Raw genomic sequence first — 17,141 nt, forward strand, 5'->3', positions numbered from 1 at the left:
GGGGACGCCTGAGGCCTCGATGGACGAGATCTACGAGTCCTTCGAGACCTTCGTCGGCCGCATCCGCCCCGGCGGACCGGTTGGTACCGGTGGCAGCACGGTCTCCTGCTTCGCGCCGGGCCGGCTCAGCTGCCTGGCTTGCCGGCCTTCTCGGATGCCTTGGCGGCCCGGTCCAGCGCCGCCTTCATCCGCTTCTGGGCCTCACCGAAGGCGCCCCAGTCACCCGAAACACGAGCCTTCTCGGCGTCCTCGTAAGCCTTTTGGGCGTCGGCGATGGCCTGCTGGGCCGTCTGGTCCGACGGCGGCGGCGGGCTGGTGTCACCAGGTGGCTTCTCCGTGCCGGCACTCGGCGCCTTCTTGCCGAAGACGACATCCAGCGCGTCCTTGAGCGAGTTCTCCAGGACGGGCTTGTTGTCGCCGTAGCTGACCAACACCTTCTTCAGCAGCGGGTAGTTGGTGGCGGCGCCGCGCAGATAGACCGGTTCGACGTACAGCAGCCCGCCGTCCAGTGGCACGGTCAGCAGATTGCCGTACTCGATCTCCGAATCGCCCAGTTTCTTGAGGATGTTGAGCTCATTGGCGATGTCCGGATCGGAGTTGAACTTCGACTGCACCAGCTGCGGACCGGGCACCGGTGTCTGCGAGGGCAGTTTCAGCAGTCTGATCTTGCCGTAGTCGCCGCTGGTCGCATTGGCGTTGACGGCCATGAATGCACCGAGGTTGTCGCGCTTGTTGGGCGTGAACGTCGTCGTCAGCGAGAACGTCTGGTCCTTCTGACCCGGCATCTTCATGCTCAGGTAGTACGGCGGCACGGCATTGCCCGACTTGTTCGTCGGGTCGTTCGGGATCTGCCAGCGCTCGGAGCCGGTGTAGAAGGTGCCCGGGTCCGTGACGTGGTACGTGGTCAGCAGCTGCCGCTGCACCTTGAAGAGGTCCTGCGGGTACCGCAGATGCTCCATCAGCTTCGGGCTGATGGCGCTCTTCTTCTCCACGGTGCCGGGGAAGGACTTCATCCAGGTCTTGAGGACCGGGTCCTTGGTGTCCCACTGGTAGAGCTTGACCGAGCCGTCGTACGCGTCGACCGTCGCCTTGACCGAGTTGCGGATGTAGTTGACCTGGTTCTGCTGGGCCACCACCGCCCGCTGGCCGTCGGTGAGCGAGTCCGCCGTGGTGTCCCCGAGCGTGGTGCGCGAGGCGTACGGATAGCCGTTGCTGGTGGTGTAGGCGTCCACGATCCACTGGATCCGGCCGTCCACGACCGCCGGATAGGCGTCACCGTCGATGGTCAGCCAGGGGGCGACGGCTTCGACGCGCTCCTTGGGCGTGCGGTTGTACAGGATCCGCGAGCCGTCACCGATCGCGCCGGAGTAGAGGATCTGCGGCTCCCCGAACGCCACCGCGTACGCGGCGCGGTTGATCGGGTTGGACAGATTCACCCCGCTCTTGCCCTTGTAGCTGTAGCTCTTCTCGCCGCTGTCGTCGGAGTAGTCCAGTTCCTTCTGCGGACCACCGACGATGGAGTACTGCGTGGTCTTCTCGCCGTAGTAGACCCGCTGCTCGTGCTCGGGGAGCTGTCCCTTGGCCGGCAGGTCCGACTCGGTGTACTTCGGACCACCGCCGTCGGCGCTCTCGGTCCCCTTGGCGGCGATCGCGCCGTAGCCGTGGGTGTACTTGAAGTGGTCGTTGATCCAGTTGCGCTCGGGGATACCGGCGATGTTCAGCTCACGCAGACCGATGACGGTGTCCTGCTCGGCGCCGTCCTTGTCCGGGTACCGGTCGACGTCCAGCGTGGAGGGGAACTGGTAGTACCCGCGGACCTGCTGCTGTTGCTGGAAGGCCGGGGAGACCACATTCGGGTCCAGCAGCCGCATGCTCGCGGTGGTGTCGGCGTTGTCCCGCAGCCGCTGGCTGTCTTCCTTGTCGGCGGGCTTGTAGTTCCCCTTGTAGGGCGTGACACCCGAGTTCTGGATGTCGTACGCGTCCCGGGTCGCCTTGATGTTCTGCTTGATGTACGGCGTTTCCTTGGCCTGCTCGTTCGGCTGGACCTGGAACTTCTGCACAATCGCCGGATACAGCCCGCCGATGAGGATCGCGGAGAGCACCATCAGCCCGAAGCCGATCACCGGCAGCTGCCAGGTACGGCGCCAGAGGGTGGCAAAGAACAGCACCGCGCAGATCGCCGCGATGAAGAACAGGATGGTCTTCGCCGGGAGATAGGCGTTGGCGTCGACGTAGCGCAGGCCGGTCCAGTTGTCGGCCGACTTCAGCCCGCTGGACTTCACGGCGAGTCCGTACCGGTCGAGCCAGTACGCGATCGCCTTCAGCGAGACGAAAATACCCAGCAGGACGGACAGATGGCCGGTCGCGGCGGCGGTCGCCCGGGAGCCGGGACTCGTCACCCGCAGCCCGCCGTACAGGTAGTGCGTCAGCGCTGCGGCCACCAGGGACAGCACCGCGCAGGCGAAGCCGAAGCTCAACAGGAAGCGGTACCAGGGCAGATCGAAGGCGTAGAACGAGACGTCCATGCCGAACTGCGGGTCCGTCTGGTCGAACGGCACGCCGTTGACCCACTGCAGCCACGTACGCCACTCACCCGAGGCGGACGCGCCCGCGATCAGCCCGATCACCGCGGTGACGGCGATCAGCGCCCACTTCTTGAACGGCGCGATGCCCATCCGGTAGCGGTCCAGGCTCTGCTGCTCCATGGACATCGCGCTGAGCGGCGGACGCAGCCGGTGCGCCAGCCAGATGTTGACGCCGACGGCCACGGCCATCAGGACGCCGAAGAAGAAGAACAGTCCGATCTTGGTCCACAGGGTCGTGGTGAAGACCGAGGAGTAATGGACCGAGCGGTACCAGAGCCAGTCGGTCCAGAACCCGGCGAACATCACGAAGAGCATGGCCAGCACGGCCAGCACACCCAACGTCATGAGCAGGGTCCGGATCCGCCGGGACGGTCGGCCGACTCTGATCCGTGGCCCTGTCGGGCCTCCGCCGCGGTCCGGCATCTGGAAAGCCAAGGTGCGCACCTCGAAGTTCGCTGTCGTGTGGAGCAGGCCCGGCGATAGTAGGACCCACTGATGCAACTTACTAAGGCTTTACCCAGTTCCCGATTTCCGGGGTTCACAAGGCACGATGTTGAACATGACCAACCTCCCCGTTGACGGCACCCCCCTCGCCGCCGACCCACTGACCCGCGCGGTACTCGAAATCGACGAGTACAGCGCCGGGCTCGGCTGGGATCAGCCCGCCCGACTGTTCGCCCTCGTCGACACCGCCAAGCTGCGCGATCAGGAGCCCTCGCTCGCCGCCCAGCTCGGCATCGACGACTCCACCACCGCTTCCCTGACCCCCGTCGAGCAGGACGAGATCCCGGCCGGCACACCGCTGGACGAGTTCCTCGCCACCATCGCCTGGCCGGACGCGGTCTCCGGCTGTGCGCTGACCGTGGAGCGGCTGATGCTGCCCCCGTCCGCCGAGGAGTCCGTGCCCGAGGGCATGGACGAGGCCCAGCTCGCCAAGTGGGTCGCCGACCATCCGGACCGCCAGGAGGTCCGGATGACGGTGGCCGTGCTGCGGGACGGCTCCCGTGAGTCGGCACTGCGGCTGCGCGAGAAGGACTCCACGTCCGAGGTCCTCACCGGGTCGGCGCTGGTGCCGGGCCTGGCGGACGCGTTGGCGGCGACGTTCGAAGCGTGACCTGCCGGACGTGACGGTGTACCGCCCTACCGGCCTGTCGGGCTGCAGCTCGGCAGGCCGGCGGTGTCGCCCTTGCGGATCTTCTGCAGTGCGTTCATCGCGTCGCCTATGGTGTCGACCTTGACGAGTCGGAGGCCCTTCGGGGTGTCCTTGGCGGCGGTGGCGCAGTTGGCCTTCGGCGTCAGGAAGAACTCGGCGCCGTTGCTCCGCGCGCCGACCGTCTTCATCGAGATGCCGCCGATCGGGCCGACCTTCCCCTTGTCGTCGATCGTGCCCGTACCGGCCACGAACCTGCCGCCTGTCAGATCCCCGGGCGTCAGCTTGTCGATGATGCCGAGCGCGAACATCAGCCCGGCGCTGGGGCCGCCGACATCGGCCAGCTTCACATCGATGGTGAAGGGGAGGGTGTGATCGACCTCGGCCTGGATGCCCACGATGGCGCGGCCGTCCGACGCCTTCTCCGTGGTGATCGTGATCTGCTTCGCGCCGGTCGCGGGCCGCTTGCCCTTCTTCTCCTCCGCGGCGGCCTCCTTGGCGGGAATGACCGTGAAGACGACCTTCTCGCCCGGCTTGTGCCGGGTGACGAGCTTGGCGACGTCGGTGTTCGCCTTGACCGGCGTGCCGTCCACGGCCTTGATCACATCGCCCGCGTGCAGCCGCCCGTCGGCCGGCTTGTCCTTGACGACGGAACCGACGACGGTCTGGGTGGCGACCGGGATGCGCAGCTGCTTGAGCGCGGCGACCTTGGCGCTCTCCTGGGACTGGCTGAACTCCTCGGCGTTCTCCTGGTCGGCCTGCTCGGCCGTCTGACCCTCGGGGTAGAGCGTCTTGTGCGGCACCACGGCGCTGTCGTGGTCCAGCCAGCCGTAGACCGCCTCGAAGAGGTTCATGGTGTAGTCGGGGCCGGTGACCCGGACCGTGGTCATGTTGAGGTGACCGCTCGGTTGGCCGTTCGCCGGGTACGTCTTCCGTCCGGAGATCTGCAGCACCGGATCACCGTCGTGATCGCCAAGAGTGTTCACCGTCGGGCCCGGGGACATCTCGGCGTACGGGACGGGGAACAGCACCCCGGCGCAGAGCAGCGCGATCAGCATCAGGGTCGAGGCGAGCAGCGTCGCGGTGCGGCGTGGCATGGAACGACAGTACGGGACGGGTATGACAGTCGGCCCGCAGGGGCTGTCCGTACGGGAACCGGTCCGTACCCACGCATGGCCGACGGACCGTCACCCCCGAGGGCACGGCAGTTGCTCACGCGTACGACCCGAGAACGTCAGGCCGCGTCGGAGGCGGGGTCTGAAGCGGAATGCTCTTTTTCCATCGCGGCGCGGAACCGGGCATAGCCGGCGAGCTCCGCGACGTCCCCGGTCTTGCGGTTACGCAGGGCCCAGGTACTCCAGAGCACAGCGACAAGCGCCGCGACAACCGGAATCAACAACCAGAAGAGCGCACCCATAGCGACCTCCCAACCCCTTGCGCGACCGCAATCGACGAATAAGCAGATTAACCATCTGCCAGGTCAACGCTCACGCCAGGGGGCCGGTTACGCAACCGGAGCGCAACGCACCGGTTCCGGTCAGTGTTCGAGAGGGCGGTCGACGAGGACTGGCCGCGCGCCGGCTACGCCCCTACCCATTCTTCTGTCCCATCCGAAAACGTCTGATGCTTCCAGATGGGCACCTGATGCTTGAGGTCGTCGATCAACTTCCGGCAGGCCTCGAAAGCCTCACCGCGGTGCGGGCAGGAAACCGCGACGACCACGGCCAGATCACCGATGGACAGATCGCCCACCCGGTGGACGGCGGCCAGTGCGCGGACGGGGAAGTCGGCGACGACCCTCTCGGCGATACGGCGCATCTCGGCCTCGACGGTCGGGTGCGCGGAGTAGCCCAGGGCGTCGACGTCGGCGCCGCCGTCGTGCGAGCGGACGGTGCCGACGAACAGGGCCGTACCGCCCGCCGCGGCGTCCCCGACGGCCGCGAAGACCTCGTCCACGGACAGCGCGGTGTCGCGGATCGCGAGCAGCCGGATCGGGTCCGCGGCGGCCTGCTCACCGGGGTGGTCACGGCCGGGGGACGGAGCGGAGTGCGTGCCAGACATGCCTCCATCGTGCCGTACCGGGGCGCGCCGGGGAATGGCTGTATCCGCCGGGCGTGCGCGCCCGCGTATGGAGGCTCGTACAGCCGGACCGGGCCCGCCCAGTGGCGGGGCCGGCGCGGTCCGGGTCAGATACGGCGGCGGGCCTTGCGTGCGCGCCGGACCAGGGCGGCGGTGCCCAGCAACGCGACGGTCGCGCCGGCGGCTCCGGCCGCGGTGGCGTCCTTGCGGCCCAGCCGGCGGCCGGCGACGGTGTGGCGGCCCGCGACCTCCTCCAGGAGCTCGGCGAGCACCTCCTCGTTCGTCCACCGGGGCCGCCAGCCCGCCTCGTGCAGCCGGCTGCCGCTGACCACCCAGGGGTGCATCGTGTAGGCGAGGTCCCCGGCGGGTGACGGGGTCAGGCCGATGCGGTGCAGCCGGGCGGCGGCGCCCAGGGCGACCGAGGACGGCAGCTCCATGCGCCGGATGCCGGACAGCTCCTCGACCTCCTCCTGCTCCAGCCAGCCGTCGCAGCCGACCGCCAGCTCCCCGTCGACCCGCTCCAGGGCGGCGTACTCCAGGGCGCTGACCAGATCCTCGACATGGCAGAACTGCCAGGCGGGCCGGGACCCGGCGACCACCAGGAGGCGGGGCGACTCGAAGTAGCGGGTCAGGGCGGTGTCGGTGCCGCCCACCAGGACGGTGGGGCGCAGCACCGTGACGTTCAGGCCCGGGTGTGCGCGGGGCGCGCGGCGCGCCAGGTGCTCGATCTCCAGGAGGTCGCCGACACCGGTGGCGTCGGCGGTGGCGCGCAGCTCGGCGTCCTCGGCCAGCGGAACATCGTTGTCGGGCAGCGCCCCGTAGACCATGGCGGAGGTGCACAGCACGACCCGGTGGACGCCGGCCGCCGCGGCGGCGGTGAGGACCGTCTGCGTGCCGCGCACGTTGTAGGCGGTGCGGGCCGCGGCATCGGTCTCCAGGTCGAGGTCGAGCGCGAGGTGGACGACTACGTCCGCTCCGCGCAGTTTGTCGGCGATGGCGGGGTCGCGTACGTCCAGGACGTGCCAGTGCGCCTCGGCGACGTCGCCGCGCCGCTCGTCGATGGCCACCACCTGCTTGACCTCGTCGGACGCGACGAGGGCGCGGGTGAGCAGCGCGCCGACTCCGGACGCGGCTCCGGTGACGGCGACGACGGGCCGGCGCAGCGGCCGGTCGGTGGCGCCGCCGGGGTTGCTGCCTGCCTTCTCGGTGTTGGCCGCAGCGTTTCGCGCTGCGCGAACGGTCGGATCTGGGGAACTCACCGGGCGTCTCCAGCGGTTGAATTCAGTACGTACGCGTGCTGACGCGGACGTACCAGGTGGCGTCCATCCTGCCGCAGCCACCCGGCCGGCGAAGCACCGAGCCCCGAAGCGGTCCGGGTGTCTACGCTGGAGGTGATGTCGGGCAGTCGCCGTCGGCCCCGGGCCGGCGGCCCTACGAGCCGAGGAAACCCGTGAGTGACACCCCATTTGGATTCGGCCTTCCGCCGGAGGAGCCGGAGGACGGCGACAACGGCAAGAAGAAGGGCGGCCAGGGAGGTAGCCAGGGCCCCGCGGACCCGTTCGGGTTCGGCGGCGGGAGCGGCGGCGCGGACAATCCGTTCGCGGCGCTCTTCGGCGGCATGGGCGGACCCGGTGGCGAAATGAACCCTGGCGATCTGGGCGCCGCGTTCCAGAAGCTCGGCCAGATGCTCTCGTACGAGGGCGGCCCGGTGAACTGGGACATGGCCAAGGACATCGCGCGGCAGACCGTCGCGCAGGGCGCCGAGGACGGCAGCAAGGACGCGAGCCTGACCCCGGGTGAGCGGACCGCGGTCGAGGAGGCCGTGCGGCTGGCGGACCTGTGGCTGGACGGTGTGACGTCCCTGCCGTCGGGGTCCGGCTCCGTGGTGGCGTGGAGCCGCGCCGAGTGGGTCGAGGAGACCCTGCCGGTGTGGAAGGACCTGGTCAACCCGCTCGCCGAGCGCGTCGGGGCGGCCATGGGCGAGGTGCTGCCCGGGGAGATGCAGGCCATGGCGGGCCCGCTGCTCGGGATGATGCGTTCCATGGGTGGCGCGATGTTCGGCACCCAGATCGGGCAGGCGCTGGGCGTCCTGGCGAGCGAGGTCGTCGGCTCGACGGACATCGGGCTGCCCCTGGGGCCGGCCGGCAAGGCCGCGCTGCTGCCGGGGAACATCGCCACCTTCGGTGCGGGCCTGGGCGTGCCGGAAGAGGAAGTGCGGCTGTATCTGGCCCTGCGCGAGGCCGCCCATCAGCGGCTCTTCGCCCATGTGCCGTGGCTGCGCTCGCATCTGTTCGGTGCCGTCGAGGGCTATGCGCGCGGCATCAAGGTCGACACGACCAAACTGGAGGACATGGTCGGCCAGCTCGACCCGCAGCATCCCGAGGAGCTGCAGAACGCCCTGCAGCAGGGCATGTTCCAGCCCGAGGACACCCCGGAGCAGAAGGCCGCGCTGGCCCGTCTGGAGACCGCGCTGGCGCTCGTCGAGGGCTGGGTGGACGCGGTGGTGCACGCCGCCGCCAAGCCGCATCTGCCGTCGGCGGACAAGCTCCGTGAGACGCTGCGGCGGCGCCGGGCGAGCGGTGGCCCGGCCGAGCAGACGTTCTCGACGCTGATCGGTCTCCAGCTGCGTCCGCGGCGGCTGCGGGACGCCTCGCGGCTGTGGGCCTCGCTGACCGACGCGCGGGGCCTGGAAGGCCGTGACGGCCTCTGGGCGCACCCGGACATGCTGCCCACGGCGGCTGATCTGGACGACCCGGACGGCTTTGTGCACCACGAGCAGCCGGACTTCTCCGAGCTCGACAAGATGCTGGGCGAGGCGGCCGGCGGCGGCAAGCCGGATCTGGGCAAGCCGGCGGACGGTCCGGAGCAGGCCCCCGGCGACGGCAAGGGTGACGGCGACAAGTGAGTCTGCGCGACGACGCGGCGCGGGTGCTCAAGGAGTGGCCCGCGCCGTCGGCCGATCAGGAGCAGCTGCGGCTGTCGTATCTGGATCATCTGGCCGCCCATCAGGACGGCATGTGGAAACCCTGCAAGGACGGGCACCTCACGGCGAGCGCGCTGGTGATCGATCCGGCCGGCGGCCGGGTGCTGCTCACCCTGCACCGCAAGCTGGAGATGTGGCTCCAGATGGGCGGCCACTGCGAGCCGCAGGACGCCTCGTTGGCGGACGCGGCGCTGCGTGAGGCACGTGAGGAGTCCGGGATCGCCCGGGGGCTGACACTGCTGCCCGGCGGGCCGGTGCGGCTGGACCGTCATCACACGCCGTGCGCCTGGCATTTGGACGTCCAGTACGCGGCGCTGGCGCCCGAGGGAGCGGAGGCGGAGATCAGCGACGAGTCGCTGGACCTGCGGTGGTTCCCCTACGACGAGGTGCCCGGCGTCGCCGACGCGTCGGTGGTGCGACTGGTGGAGCGCGCCCGCGCGCTCCTGTAGGCGGCACGCACCCGGGCTCTCCTCCACAGCCGTGAGCGGCCTTCGATGGCGCAGACGTACCTTCGGCGCCCGTCCCGGGTCGGGACGGGCGCCGAAGGTACGTCAGGCGTGTGTCAGTTGGTGAAGATGTTGCCCTGGTTCTGTCCCCGGGCGCCCTGCTGCCCCATGCCGTACTGGGCGGCCATGCCGGACCCGATCTGGGCGTGCTGCGGCGGCATCACCTCGCTGGGCTGGACCAGCGCGTAGCCCTGGCCGAGGAAGCTGAGCTCCCAGCCCTCGCCGGTGCTGCCGCGGCGCCGCCACACCCCGGAGGAATGCGTCTGCGCCTGCATCTGCACCCGCAGCGAGGCGGACCAGGCCACCACCGCGTCGGCGTCGGCGTTGACGTACTTGTCGGGCGTGACCTGCATCATCAGCGGCTGGCCCGAGGTCATCAGCGCGACCTTGCCCCGGCCGGAGATGTTGAGCTGGTACTTGCCGGTGCCGGCGATGCCGTACTGGCTGTCGACGGAGACGACCTCCCAGTGGAGGCCGGAGTCGAGCGCCAGGACGTAGCTGCTGTCGACGGTCAGCCCGTCGTGGTCGACGTCGACCACATGGACGTACTGGGCGAGGTTGGCCAGATAGACCGTGCCCTGCCCGGAGACGCGCATCAGGTCCAGGCCCTCGCCGGAGACCGCGCGAGCGCGGTGCTGCCCCTGGGTCTGGTAGTTGCCGTCGAATTCGAGCAGGCCCTGATAGGCGACCATCGTGCCCTTACGGGCGAGGATGTCCTCGTGCCCCTGGAGGGCGACGCGCAGCAACTGCTCGTTCTGCAGCGCGTAACGGTCCTGGGTCTGCGCCTCGGTGAAGGCGAAAAGCGGACTCTGCATGGCGTGTTCGGTCCTCCCCCTCAGCCCCGGGCCCGGAGCCGGTCGGTGCTGTCCTCGCTGGGCTGGACGACAACGAACCCCTGGCCGGAGAAGCCCAGTTGGTACGCCTCGCCGCTGCCGCGTCCGATCATCGAGGACGCCTTGAAGCTGCGCTTGCCCTTCATCTTCAGGTTCGTCGACCAGGCGACGAGGGCGTCCGGATCCACATACGTCTCGTCCTCGCCGCGGCCGCAGTCGACGACGATGGGCGTGCCGCGGGAGGTCAGGGCGACCCATCCGGTGCCGGAGATCCCGACGTTGAAGAGCCCCTGGCCGGCGAACTTGGCCATGCCCTTGACGCGCTGCACGCCCCACTGGAGCTGCGCGTCGAAGGCGAGGAGGTTGGTGCCGTTGACGGAGAGCGAGTCACCGTTGAGGTTGATGCAGACGACGTCGGCACCGTAGTCGGCGAGGAAGAGCAGGCCGTCGCCGGTGCACTTCATCAGCGGGGCGCCCTCGCCGGTGATCCACTGGGAGGCCATCTGGCGGACGGCGGGCGGGTTCGGTTCGTACTGGACGAAGCCTTCGTAGGCGACCATCGAGCCGGTGCGTGCGAAGACGTCCTGGCCGCTCTGCATGGCGATCTTCACCATGGCGCTGCCGTGGTTCTCCATGCGGGCGGCGGGCGGGGTCGGGACGTAGCCCGACATCTGCTGCTGGTTCATGATTACGGGCTCCCTCAGACCTCGTAGGGCTGGACGACGATGAAGTTGCCGGGCGCGCCGCGGAACTGGAGGTTCACGGTCTCGCCGGAGTGGCCGGGATAGGCCTGCCGGCGCAGGCTCACCTGACTGGAGATGATCACCTGCGAGGCCGCGGACCAGGCCACGATGGCGTTGGCGTCGGCGAAGGTGGTCGGGGTGACCGGCAGCACGACAGGGGTGCCCTGGGTCTTGACGATGATGGTGCCCGTGCCCTGGAACTGCATGGTGAACAGGGCGCCGCCGGGGATGCCGTGGCCCTCGATCCGCCGGATCTCGTGCTGCAGCGACTCGTCGAAGGCGAGGACGCTCTCGGCGGACACACAGATGGCGTCGCCCTGCAGCTCGATGGGGTGCAGATGGGCGCTGTTCTCCGCGAAGAAGACCTGGCCCTGGCCGGAGCAGCGCATCAGCTGCATCTCCTGGCCGGTGGCGTTGCCGACGATCCGGCCGCGGAAGCCGGCTCCCTTGTAGCTGAAGTCGACCTTGCCCTGGTAGAGCACCATGCTGCCCTGGCGGGCGAGCACCGGCTGGCCGTCGACGCCGAGGTCGACACGGACCAGCTTGGGGTTCTGCGGGGTCCAGCGCTGGCCGGTGGGGGCTTCCTTGTACTTCTCCAGTACGGCACCCAGGCTGGGGCCGCCGCCCTGGGGCACGGCCGGAGCCTGGCCCGCATACGGGGCGCCGGGAGGCTGCTGGCCGTACGGGGCGGGCTGGCCGGGCTGCCCCTGGGGCGCGCCGTAGCCGCCGGGGGCCGGTGCGGGCTGGCCGTACGGGGGTGCCTGCGGGGCCTGCTGGCCGGGGAAGCCGCCGGGAGCGGGCTGGCCGTACGGGGCCTGCGGCGGCTGTCCGGGCACACCGGGGGGCGGCACCGGGCCACCGGGCGGGACCATCGGCGCGGCGATGGTCGGCGCGTTGTGGACCTGCGGGGCAGTGGGCTGCGGGGCGGCGGGCGGCTGCGGCGCCTGTGGAGCGGCGGCCGGCTGCGGGGCCTGCGGGGCGGCGGGGGGTGCGCCCTGGGGCGGGCCGAAGTCGGGGGCCGGCTGCGGCGGTACGGGTGCGGCGGCGGGGGCACCGAAGGACGGCGCGGGGGCTCCCCCGGCCGGCGGTGCGAAGCCGGGCGCGCCCTGTGCGGGGGCGGGCGGCGCGGCCGCTTCCGCCTCCTCGGCGACCTCGCCGCCGAAGTTCTTCAGCAGCGCCTCAAGGCCGCCGTCGAACCCCTGGCCGACCGCGGCGAACCGCCAGACGTCCTTGAGGTAGAAGTCGCCGAGCATGACGGCGCGTTCGGTGCTGAACTCGCTGCCGTTGAAGGAGTAACGGGCGACCTCTTCACCACCGGCGACGATGCGGATGTAGCCGGGGCCGATCTGCGACACCTGGCCCGCGCCGTCGAGCGCTGCCGTGAAGGAGAGCTTCTGGATGTGCTGCGGGATGCGGTCGAGGGTGACCCGGAAGGACTCGGTGTCACCGGCCTGCGCGCCGAGCTGCTGGATCGACTCCTCGGGCGACTTGGGCTGGTTGAAGAAGATGAAGTAGCGGTCGTCGGACAGCCGCTCGCTCGCGTCCAGACCGAAGCAGCTGATGTCGAAGGTCAGCCCGGGACCGGCGATCTGCACGCCGATGTACAGATCCGTCCCCGCCGTCAGATCACTGATCTTGGCCTTGTGGCCGCGCTGGAATTCCCTGGCCATACGTAACGACCGTCCCCCGCTCCCGCTGTGAGTTCGTATGCGCGCCAGGCTAACCGCTTGCGCTGACAGAGTGCGATGCCGGGGCAGCTCGGAAGTCGGCCGAGGAAGCGGTCATTCGCTGCGGGCAGCGGGCAAATGCGGCAATCGGTCGGCCGCGACCACGCCTTCGAGGTAGCCGCGGGCCCGTTCCGTACGCGGATAGGACTCCAACAGGCGCCAGAACCGCGGGCCGTGGCCGGGGACGAGAAGATGCGCGAGCTCGTGCAGCAGGACGTAGTCGATGACGTACTCCGGCATGCCCTGCAGGCGGTGCGAGAGGCGGATGCTGCCCTCGGCCGGGGTGCACGATCCCCAGCGGGTGTTCTGGTTGGTGACCCAGCGCACCGACGCGGGACGGGCCCGGTCCTCCAGGAACTGGCCGGACAGCCGCTCCGCCCGCTCGGCCAGCTCGCCGTCGCCCAGCATGCGCTTGCTCTCCTGGGCGGCGAGCTTGTCCAGCATGACGGTGACCCAGCGCTGCTCCTCGGCCTCGGACATACGGGCCGGAATCAGGACAACCGTGCGGTCGCCCTCGCGGTACGCGGAGACCGTTCTGCGCCGCCGTGAGCTACGGCGCACCTCGACCGCGCTCGTCCCTGATCCGCGGCTCTTCGGGCTCGGGGCAGCCCTGCGCGATGTGTCTGCGGCGCGGCGCAAGGGAGTCTCCCCGGAGCCGCGAGGGGAAGGGTCGGCGGGCACGCGACCGACGTTACCCGCTGGCACTGCGGGAAGTCCCGCCTCACAGACGGTTCGCCACCGAAACACCCCATGGCGTGCACGGCTTGTATGACTATTACCCCCAGTCTGTGGATAACTTCCGACGCCGATTCCGCGTTCGGCGCATGCTGAAGGCAGTACGCGAAAGACGGAGAAGGACGGGGGGCGGATGCCATGCATCCGATGCTCAAGCCCGCGCTGCGGCGCGGCTGGCGGGACAGGGAAACGGTGCGGTTCGGCGTAGCGCCGGCCCACGCGGTGGTGGTCGGCCCGGTCGATCTGGCGACCGGCAGCTTCCTCGGGATGATCGACGGCACGCGCAGTATGCGGCAGTTGGAGGAAGCGGCCCATTCGCTCGATCTCCCGCCCGCGCACGCACGGGGTGTCGTGGACCGGCTCGGCGCGGCCGGGCTGCTGGAAGCACCGGCCGCGGGCGGCCCGACGGCCGACGCCGTCCGCGCCGACGAGCCCGCATGCGAACGGCTCCGGCCCGATCTGGCCTCGCTGTCGGTACGGCATCCGGAGGCGGCGGGCGCGCTGGGCCGGATGGGAGCGCGCCGGGCGATCCGGGCCCGGGTCAAGGGACTGGGGCGGGTGGGCGCCTCGGTCGCGGCGCTGCTCTCCGCCTCGGGCATCGGCCGGGTGGATGTCCTGGACGGCGGAAAGACCGAGCCGTGGGACGTGGTGCCGGGCGGGCTACCGGCCGAACGGGTCGGCGAGCAGCGCGACGCCTCCGCGGAGCGGTTGGTCCACCAGTCCTCCCCCTGGACCCGCAGGCCGCGCCCGCTCGTCCCGGTGAGCGATTCCGGCGAACCGGGCATCTCGCTCGTGGTGGTCGCCCCGCGCGACGGTCTCGCCGCCTACGCCCCCGACCCCGTGCTGTCCGAACCGCTGCTCGCAGCCGGGATCCCGCATCTCTACGCGGGCGTGGTCGAGGGCACGGGTGTGGTGGGCCCGCTTGTGGTGCCCGGCGGTTCGGCATGCGCCCGGTGTGACGAACTGCGGCGTACGGACGCGGAGCCGGCCTGGCCGCGGCTGCTCGCGCAGTGGCGGTCGGGGCGGGCTTCCCCGGCGGTGCCGGCCTGCGACGCCGCGCTGGCGACCGCGGTGGCGGGGCTCGCCGCCGTCCAGGCTTTGACGTTCCTCGACGGCGAATTGCCGCCGTGCACCGGCGCGCGGATGGAACTCGCGCTGCCGTGTGCGAACGTGCGGACGGTGCGGATCGAGCCGCATCCGGAGTGCGGCTGTGGCGCCGCCGCTCAGGTTGGTGGGGCGGGCGCCTCGGATCCTCGGCCGCAACACGCCACAATGACCGAGTAACCCCGGTAGGGGGACAGTGTGAGTTGGAGGGGCGCATGTCTGATCTTCCCCGCAAGGCGGTCACCCGCACCGCCAAGCTGGCCGCGCTGCCACTGGGGTTCGCCGGCCGTGCCACCTGGGGCCTGGGCAAACGGATCGGCGGGAGATCCGCCGAAATCGTCGGCCGTGAGCTCCAACAGCGCACCGCTGAACAGCTCTTCAAAGTTCTCGGCGAGCTGAAGGGCGGCGCGATGAAGTTCGGGCAGGCGCTGTCCGTGTTCGAGTCGGCGCTGCCCGAGGAGATCGCCGGGCCGTACCGTGCCGCGCTGACGAAGCTTCAGGAAGCGGCGCCGCCGATGCCGACCAGAACCGTGCACTCGGTGCTGGCGGAACGGCTCGGCGAGGACTGGCGGGAGCTGTTCGAGGAGTTCGAGGACAAACCGTCGGCGGCGGCGTCGATCGGCCAGGTGCACCGGGCGGTGTGGCACGACGGCCGCGAAGTGGCCGTCAAGGTGCAGTACCCGGGCGCGGGCCAGGCACTGCTGTCGGACCTGGCTCAGCTGAGCCGGTTCGCGCGCTTGTTGGGTCCGCTGATCCCGGGGATGGACATCAAACCGCTGATCACGGAGCTGCGCGACCGGGTCTCGGAGGAGCTGGACTACGCCCTGGAGGCGGAGGCCCAGCGTGCGCACGCCGAGGAGTTCGCGGGCGATCCGGATGTGGTGGTGCCGGCCGTGGTGCACCAGAGCGACCAGGTGCTGGTGACCGAGTGGATGGACGGGGTGCCGCTGTCCGAGGTGATCGCGGACGGCAGCCAGGAACAGCGGGACCGGGCCGGCCAGCTGCTGGCGCGCTTCCTCTTCTCCGGACCCGCCCGTACCGGCCTGCTGCACGCCGATCCGCACCCGGGGAACTTCCGGCTGCTGACCGGAGCCGCACCGGACGGGCCCGCCGAGGAATGGCGGCTGGGCGTGCTGGACTTCGGGACCGTCGACCGGCTGCCGGACGGGCTGCCGCCGACGATCGGCACCTCGCTGCGGATGACCCTGGACGGCGAGGCCGAGGCGGTCTATCAACTGCTGTGCGAGGAGGGATTCGTCAAGGATTCCATCGAGCTGGACCCGGACGCGGTGCTGGAGTATCTGCTGCCGATCATCGAACCGGCACAGGTGGAGGCGTTCACCTTCTCCCGGGACTGGATGCGGAATCAGGCGACCCGGGTCGGAGATCCGCGCTCCCCCGCACACCAGTTGGGCAAACGGCTCAATCTGCCGCCCGCGTACCTCCTGATACACCGTGTGACGTTGAGCACAATCGGGGTGCTGTGCCAGTTGGGGGCGACGGTGCGGCTGCGCGATGAGCTGGAGGCGTGGATGCCCGGCTTTGTGCCCGTCGAGGAGCCGGGATCCAAAGACATCGAGGGCGTCGATGTCCTCGATGCCCTCGACGACACGGCCGAGGAAGCCGTAGAGGAGAGCACGGCCTGAGCCTGCCGGTCCGGCCACGGCGGACCGGCAGGCCCGCGCCGCCCCGGCCGCTCATGCGGCAGGCGGCGGCGCCGGCCTCACCACCAGCTTGAATCCAGGCGGCCCTCGATGGCCCGCAGGTTCTCCCGCGCGCAGCCGTCGCAGAAGTAACGGCGGTCGCCGTTCTCGACGGAGCAGGTCCAGGTCAGCGGGATGCCCTCGGCGACCGCGCCGCAGCGGGCGCACACCGCGTTCCCACCGGTCACCTCCGCCTGTTCATGCGTCTTCTGGTCCACCGTCCGACGATATCCCCGCCAACCACGCGAAGGCGGATGCAACGCACTACGGGGCCCGCCCTGTCGGACGGACCCCGTAGGAGCGACGCGGCGCGTCGCGTTACTGCATCACGGCCATGGCCAGCGCGCGCCGGGCCCGCATCGACGCCCGTTCGGCGCGCCGCTGCATACGCCGCGCGGTGGCGACCCGATGTGCCCTGCGTTCGGATTCCGCCTCTTGGAGGCGTTGATGCATATGTGCACGCGCCAGGGCTTCTGGGATGAGTTGCATTTCGAGGTTCCTGTTCTGTCGCGCCTCAAGCGCTCCGGAGTTCACGGGGGCGGGTGTGTCGGTGAAAGACGGGTTCATCGTGGGGTCCTGCTTCTTGGGATCCCGTGTGACGGGACGGTCGATCGTTCCTGTGCCGGTGGTGCTCATGCCGCGACCGGGTTCTTGCGCGGACGGCCACGCGGACGCTTCCGCGCCACGACGACACCCTGGACGAAGAGCTCGCCACCCCAGACGCCCCACGGCTCACGGCGGTCCTTGGCGCCGGCGAGGCAGGCCTCACGGACGGGACAGCTCTGACACAGCGTCTTGGCGTACTCGACGTCGGCCGGGGACTCGGCGAAGAAGACCTCCGGGTCGTAGGTGCGGCACGGGACAGCGGCGCCGAGGCGGTCGATCTCGTCGTCGAGCTCGGTGAGGGGCAGCAAGGAGTTCTCCTGAGGGTCGGGCGGAGGGATCAGGTCGGTCGATACGGACGGGGTGTGCGTCTGGAGTTGCACTGTGGTG

At 70.2% G+C, this 17,141-nt stretch carries 17 protein-coding genes; 5 read left to right on the forward strand and 12 right to left on the reverse strand.

Annotated features, from left to right (window positions below):
- Positions 1-125 precede the first annotated feature (125 nt).
- Complete coding sequence (locus tag AB0I10_RS29400; protein ID WP_363155686.1) at positions 126-2,930, reverse strand: UPF0182 family protein; 2,805 nt, start codon at positions 2,928-2,930, stop codon at positions 126-128.
- A gap of 214 nt (positions 2,931-3,144) precedes the next feature.
- Here AB0I10_RS29400 and AB0I10_RS29405 point away from each other — a divergent pair, with 214 nt between their 5' ends.
- The gene (locus AB0I10_RS29405; RefSeq protein WP_363155687.1) at positions 3,145-3,699 is read left to right on the forward strand and encodes a PPA1309 family protein; all 555 of its coding nucleotides are present in this window, start codon (positions 3,145-3,147) and stop codon (positions 3,697-3,699) included.
- 26 nt (positions 3,700-3,725) lie between these two features.
- Here AB0I10_RS29405 and AB0I10_RS29410 read toward each other — a convergent pair whose 3' ends face one another.
- The 4 genes from AB0I10_RS29410 to AB0I10_RS29425 all read right to left on the reverse strand — a co-directional run bounded on the left by AB0I10_RS29410 (position 3,726) and on the right by AB0I10_RS29425 (position 7,073).
- A complete protein-coding gene (locus tag AB0I10_RS29410) occupies positions 3,726-4,832 on the reverse strand; it encodes a PDZ domain-containing protein (protein ID WP_363155688.1) in 1,107 nt (368 codons plus the stop codon).
- A 137-nt stretch (positions 4,833-4,969) separates the two neighbouring features.
- A complete protein-coding gene (locus AB0I10_RS29415; protein WP_363155689.1) occupies positions 4,970-5,152 on the reverse strand; it encodes a hypothetical protein in 183 nt (60 codons plus the stop codon).
- Between the two features lie 164 nt (positions 5,153-5,316).
- Positions 5,317-5,796: a molybdenum cofactor biosynthesis protein MoaE gene (locus tag AB0I10_RS29420; protein WP_363155690.1), complete on the reverse strand. Its 480-nt coding sequence runs from the start codon at positions 5,794-5,796 to the stop codon at positions 5,317-5,319.
- 125 nt (positions 5,797-5,921) lie between these two features.
- Complete coding sequence (locus AB0I10_RS29425; protein WP_363155691.1) at positions 5,922-7,073, reverse strand: SDR family oxidoreductase; 1,152 nt, start codon at positions 7,071-7,073, stop codon at positions 5,922-5,924.
- Positions 7,074-7,264: 191 nt separating this feature from the next.
- Here AB0I10_RS29425 and AB0I10_RS29430 point away from each other — a divergent pair, with 191 nt between their 5' ends.
- Both AB0I10_RS29430 and AB0I10_RS29435 read left to right on the forward strand, forming a co-directional pair.
- Positions 7,265-8,719: a zinc-dependent metalloprotease gene (locus AB0I10_RS29430; RefSeq protein ID WP_363155692.1), complete on the forward strand. Its 1,455-nt coding sequence runs from the start codon at positions 7,265-7,267 to the stop codon at positions 8,717-8,719.
- A complete protein-coding gene (locus AB0I10_RS29435) occupies positions 8,716-9,246 on the forward strand; it encodes an NUDIX hydrolase (RefSeq protein WP_363155693.1) in 531 nt (176 codons plus the stop codon). Before AB0I10_RS29430 ends, AB0I10_RS29435 begins: the two co-directional genes overlap by 4 nt.
- Before the next feature lie 113 nt (positions 9,247-9,359).
- Here the strand turns inward: AB0I10_RS29435 and AB0I10_RS29440 are convergent, their stop codons facing one another.
- The 4 genes from AB0I10_RS29440 to AB0I10_RS29455 all read right to left on the reverse strand — a co-directional run bounded on the left by AB0I10_RS29440 (position 9,360) and on the right by AB0I10_RS29455 (position 13,287).
- Positions 9,360-10,118: an AIM24 family protein gene (locus tag AB0I10_RS29440; protein WP_363155694.1), complete on the reverse strand. Its 759-nt coding sequence runs from the start codon at positions 10,116-10,118 to the stop codon at positions 9,360-9,362.
- A gap of 20 nt (positions 10,119-10,138) precedes the next feature.
- Positions 10,139-10,822 (reverse strand): AIM24 family protein, encoded by a 684-nt coding sequence (locus tag AB0I10_RS29445; protein WP_363155695.1) that lies wholly within the window; start codon positions 10,820-10,822, stop codon positions 10,139-10,141.
- Positions 10,823-10,836: 14 nt separating this feature from the next.
- Positions 10,837-12,549 carry a TerD family protein gene (locus AB0I10_RS29450; protein ID WP_363155696.1) on the reverse strand — a complete coding sequence of 571 codons (1,713 nt, stop codon included), beginning with the start codon at positions 12,547-12,549 and terminating at the stop codon, positions 10,837-10,839.
- 111 nt (positions 12,550-12,660) lie between these two features.
- Positions 12,661-13,287 (reverse strand): M48 family metallopeptidase, encoded by a 627-nt coding sequence (locus AB0I10_RS29455; RefSeq protein ID WP_363155697.1) that lies wholly within the window; start codon positions 13,285-13,287, stop codon positions 12,661-12,663.
- A 201-nt stretch (positions 13,288-13,488) separates the two neighbouring features.
- Between AB0I10_RS29455 and AB0I10_RS29460 the strand changes: the two genes are divergently transcribed.
- Entirely contained in the window at positions 13,489-14,625 is a 1,137-nt protein-coding gene (locus AB0I10_RS29460; protein WP_363155715.1) for a ThiF family adenylyltransferase, read from the forward strand.
- Between the two features lie 35 nt (positions 14,626-14,660).
- Complete coding sequence (locus AB0I10_RS29465) at positions 14,661-16,091, forward strand: AarF/ABC1/UbiB kinase family protein (RefSeq protein ID WP_363155698.1); 1,431 nt, start codon at positions 14,661-14,663, stop codon at positions 16,089-16,091.
- 77 nt (positions 16,092-16,168) lie between these two features.
- On the opposite strand, the gene AB0I10_RS29470 is transcribed toward AB0I10_RS29465, so the two are convergent.
- The 3 genes from AB0I10_RS29470 to AB0I10_RS29480 all read right to left on the reverse strand — a co-directional run bounded on the left by AB0I10_RS29470 (position 16,169) and on the right by AB0I10_RS29480 (position 17,134).
- Positions 16,169-16,366: a hypothetical protein gene (locus AB0I10_RS29470; RefSeq protein ID WP_363155699.1), complete on the reverse strand. Its 198-nt coding sequence runs from the start codon at positions 16,364-16,366 to the stop codon at positions 16,169-16,171.
- Positions 16,367-16,466: 100 nt separating this feature from the next.
- Positions 16,467-16,784, reverse strand: coding sequence for a hypothetical protein (locus tag AB0I10_RS29475; RefSeq protein WP_363155700.1), 318 nt, complete (start codon positions 16,782-16,784; stop codon positions 16,467-16,469).
- Positions 16,781-17,134 carry a WhiB family transcriptional regulator gene (locus AB0I10_RS29480; RefSeq protein ID WP_363155701.1) on the reverse strand — a complete coding sequence of 118 codons (354 nt, stop codon included), beginning with the start codon at positions 17,132-17,134 and terminating at the stop codon, positions 16,781-16,783. Before AB0I10_RS29480 ends, AB0I10_RS29475 begins: the two co-directional genes overlap by 4 nt.
- Between the last annotated feature and the right edge of the window lie 7 nt (positions 17,135-17,141).

Origin of the sequence: Streptomyces sp. NPDC050636 (assembly GCF_040654775.1) — a bacterium.
GTDB lineage: Bacteria > Actinomycetota > Actinomycetes > Streptomycetales > Streptomycetaceae > Streptomyces.

Excerpts from the sequence above, each read along its gene's own strand:
- AB0I10_RS29400 (WP_363155686.1), bottom strand. The coding sequence starts at position 2,930 with ATGACGTTGGGTGTGCTGGCCGTGCTGGCCATGCTCTTCGTGATGTTC.
- AB0I10_RS29405 (WP_363155687.1), top strand. The coding sequence starts at position 3,145 with ATGACCAACCTCCCCGTTGACGGCACCCCCCTCGCCGCCGACCCACTG.
- AB0I10_RS29410 (WP_363155688.1), bottom strand. The coding sequence starts at position 4,832 with ATGCCACGCCGCACCGCGACGCTGCTCGCCTCGACCCTGATGCTGATC.
- AB0I10_RS29415 (WP_363155689.1), bottom strand. The coding sequence starts at position 5,152 with ATGGGTGCGCTCTTCTGGTTGTTGATTCCGGTTGTCGCGGCGCTTGTC.
- AB0I10_RS29420 (WP_363155690.1), bottom strand. The coding sequence starts at position 5,796 with ATGTCTGGCACGCACTCCGCTCCGTCCCCCGGCCGTGACCACCCCGGT.
- AB0I10_RS29440 (WP_363155694.1), bottom strand. The coding sequence starts at position 10,118 with ATGCAGAGTCCGCTTTTCGCCTTCACCGAGGCGCAGACCCAGGACCGT.
- AB0I10_RS29445 (WP_363155695.1), bottom strand. The coding sequence starts at position 10,822 with ATGAACCAGCAGCAGATGTCGGGCTACGTCCCGACCCCGCCCGCCGCC.
- AB0I10_RS29450 (WP_363155696.1), bottom strand. The coding sequence starts at position 12,549 with ATGGCCAGGGAATTCCAGCGCGGCCACAAGGCCAAGATCAGTGATCTG.
- AB0I10_RS29460 (WP_363155715.1), top strand. The coding sequence starts at position 13,489 with ATGCTCAAGCCCGCGCTGCGGCGCGGCTGGCGGGACAGGGAAACGGTG.
- AB0I10_RS29465 (WP_363155698.1), top strand. The coding sequence starts at position 14,661 with ATGTCTGATCTTCCCCGCAAGGCGGTCACCCGCACCGCCAAGCTGGCC.
- AB0I10_RS29475 (WP_363155700.1), bottom strand. The coding sequence starts at position 16,784 with ATGAGCACCACCGGCACAGGAACGATCGACCGTCCCGTCACACGGGAT.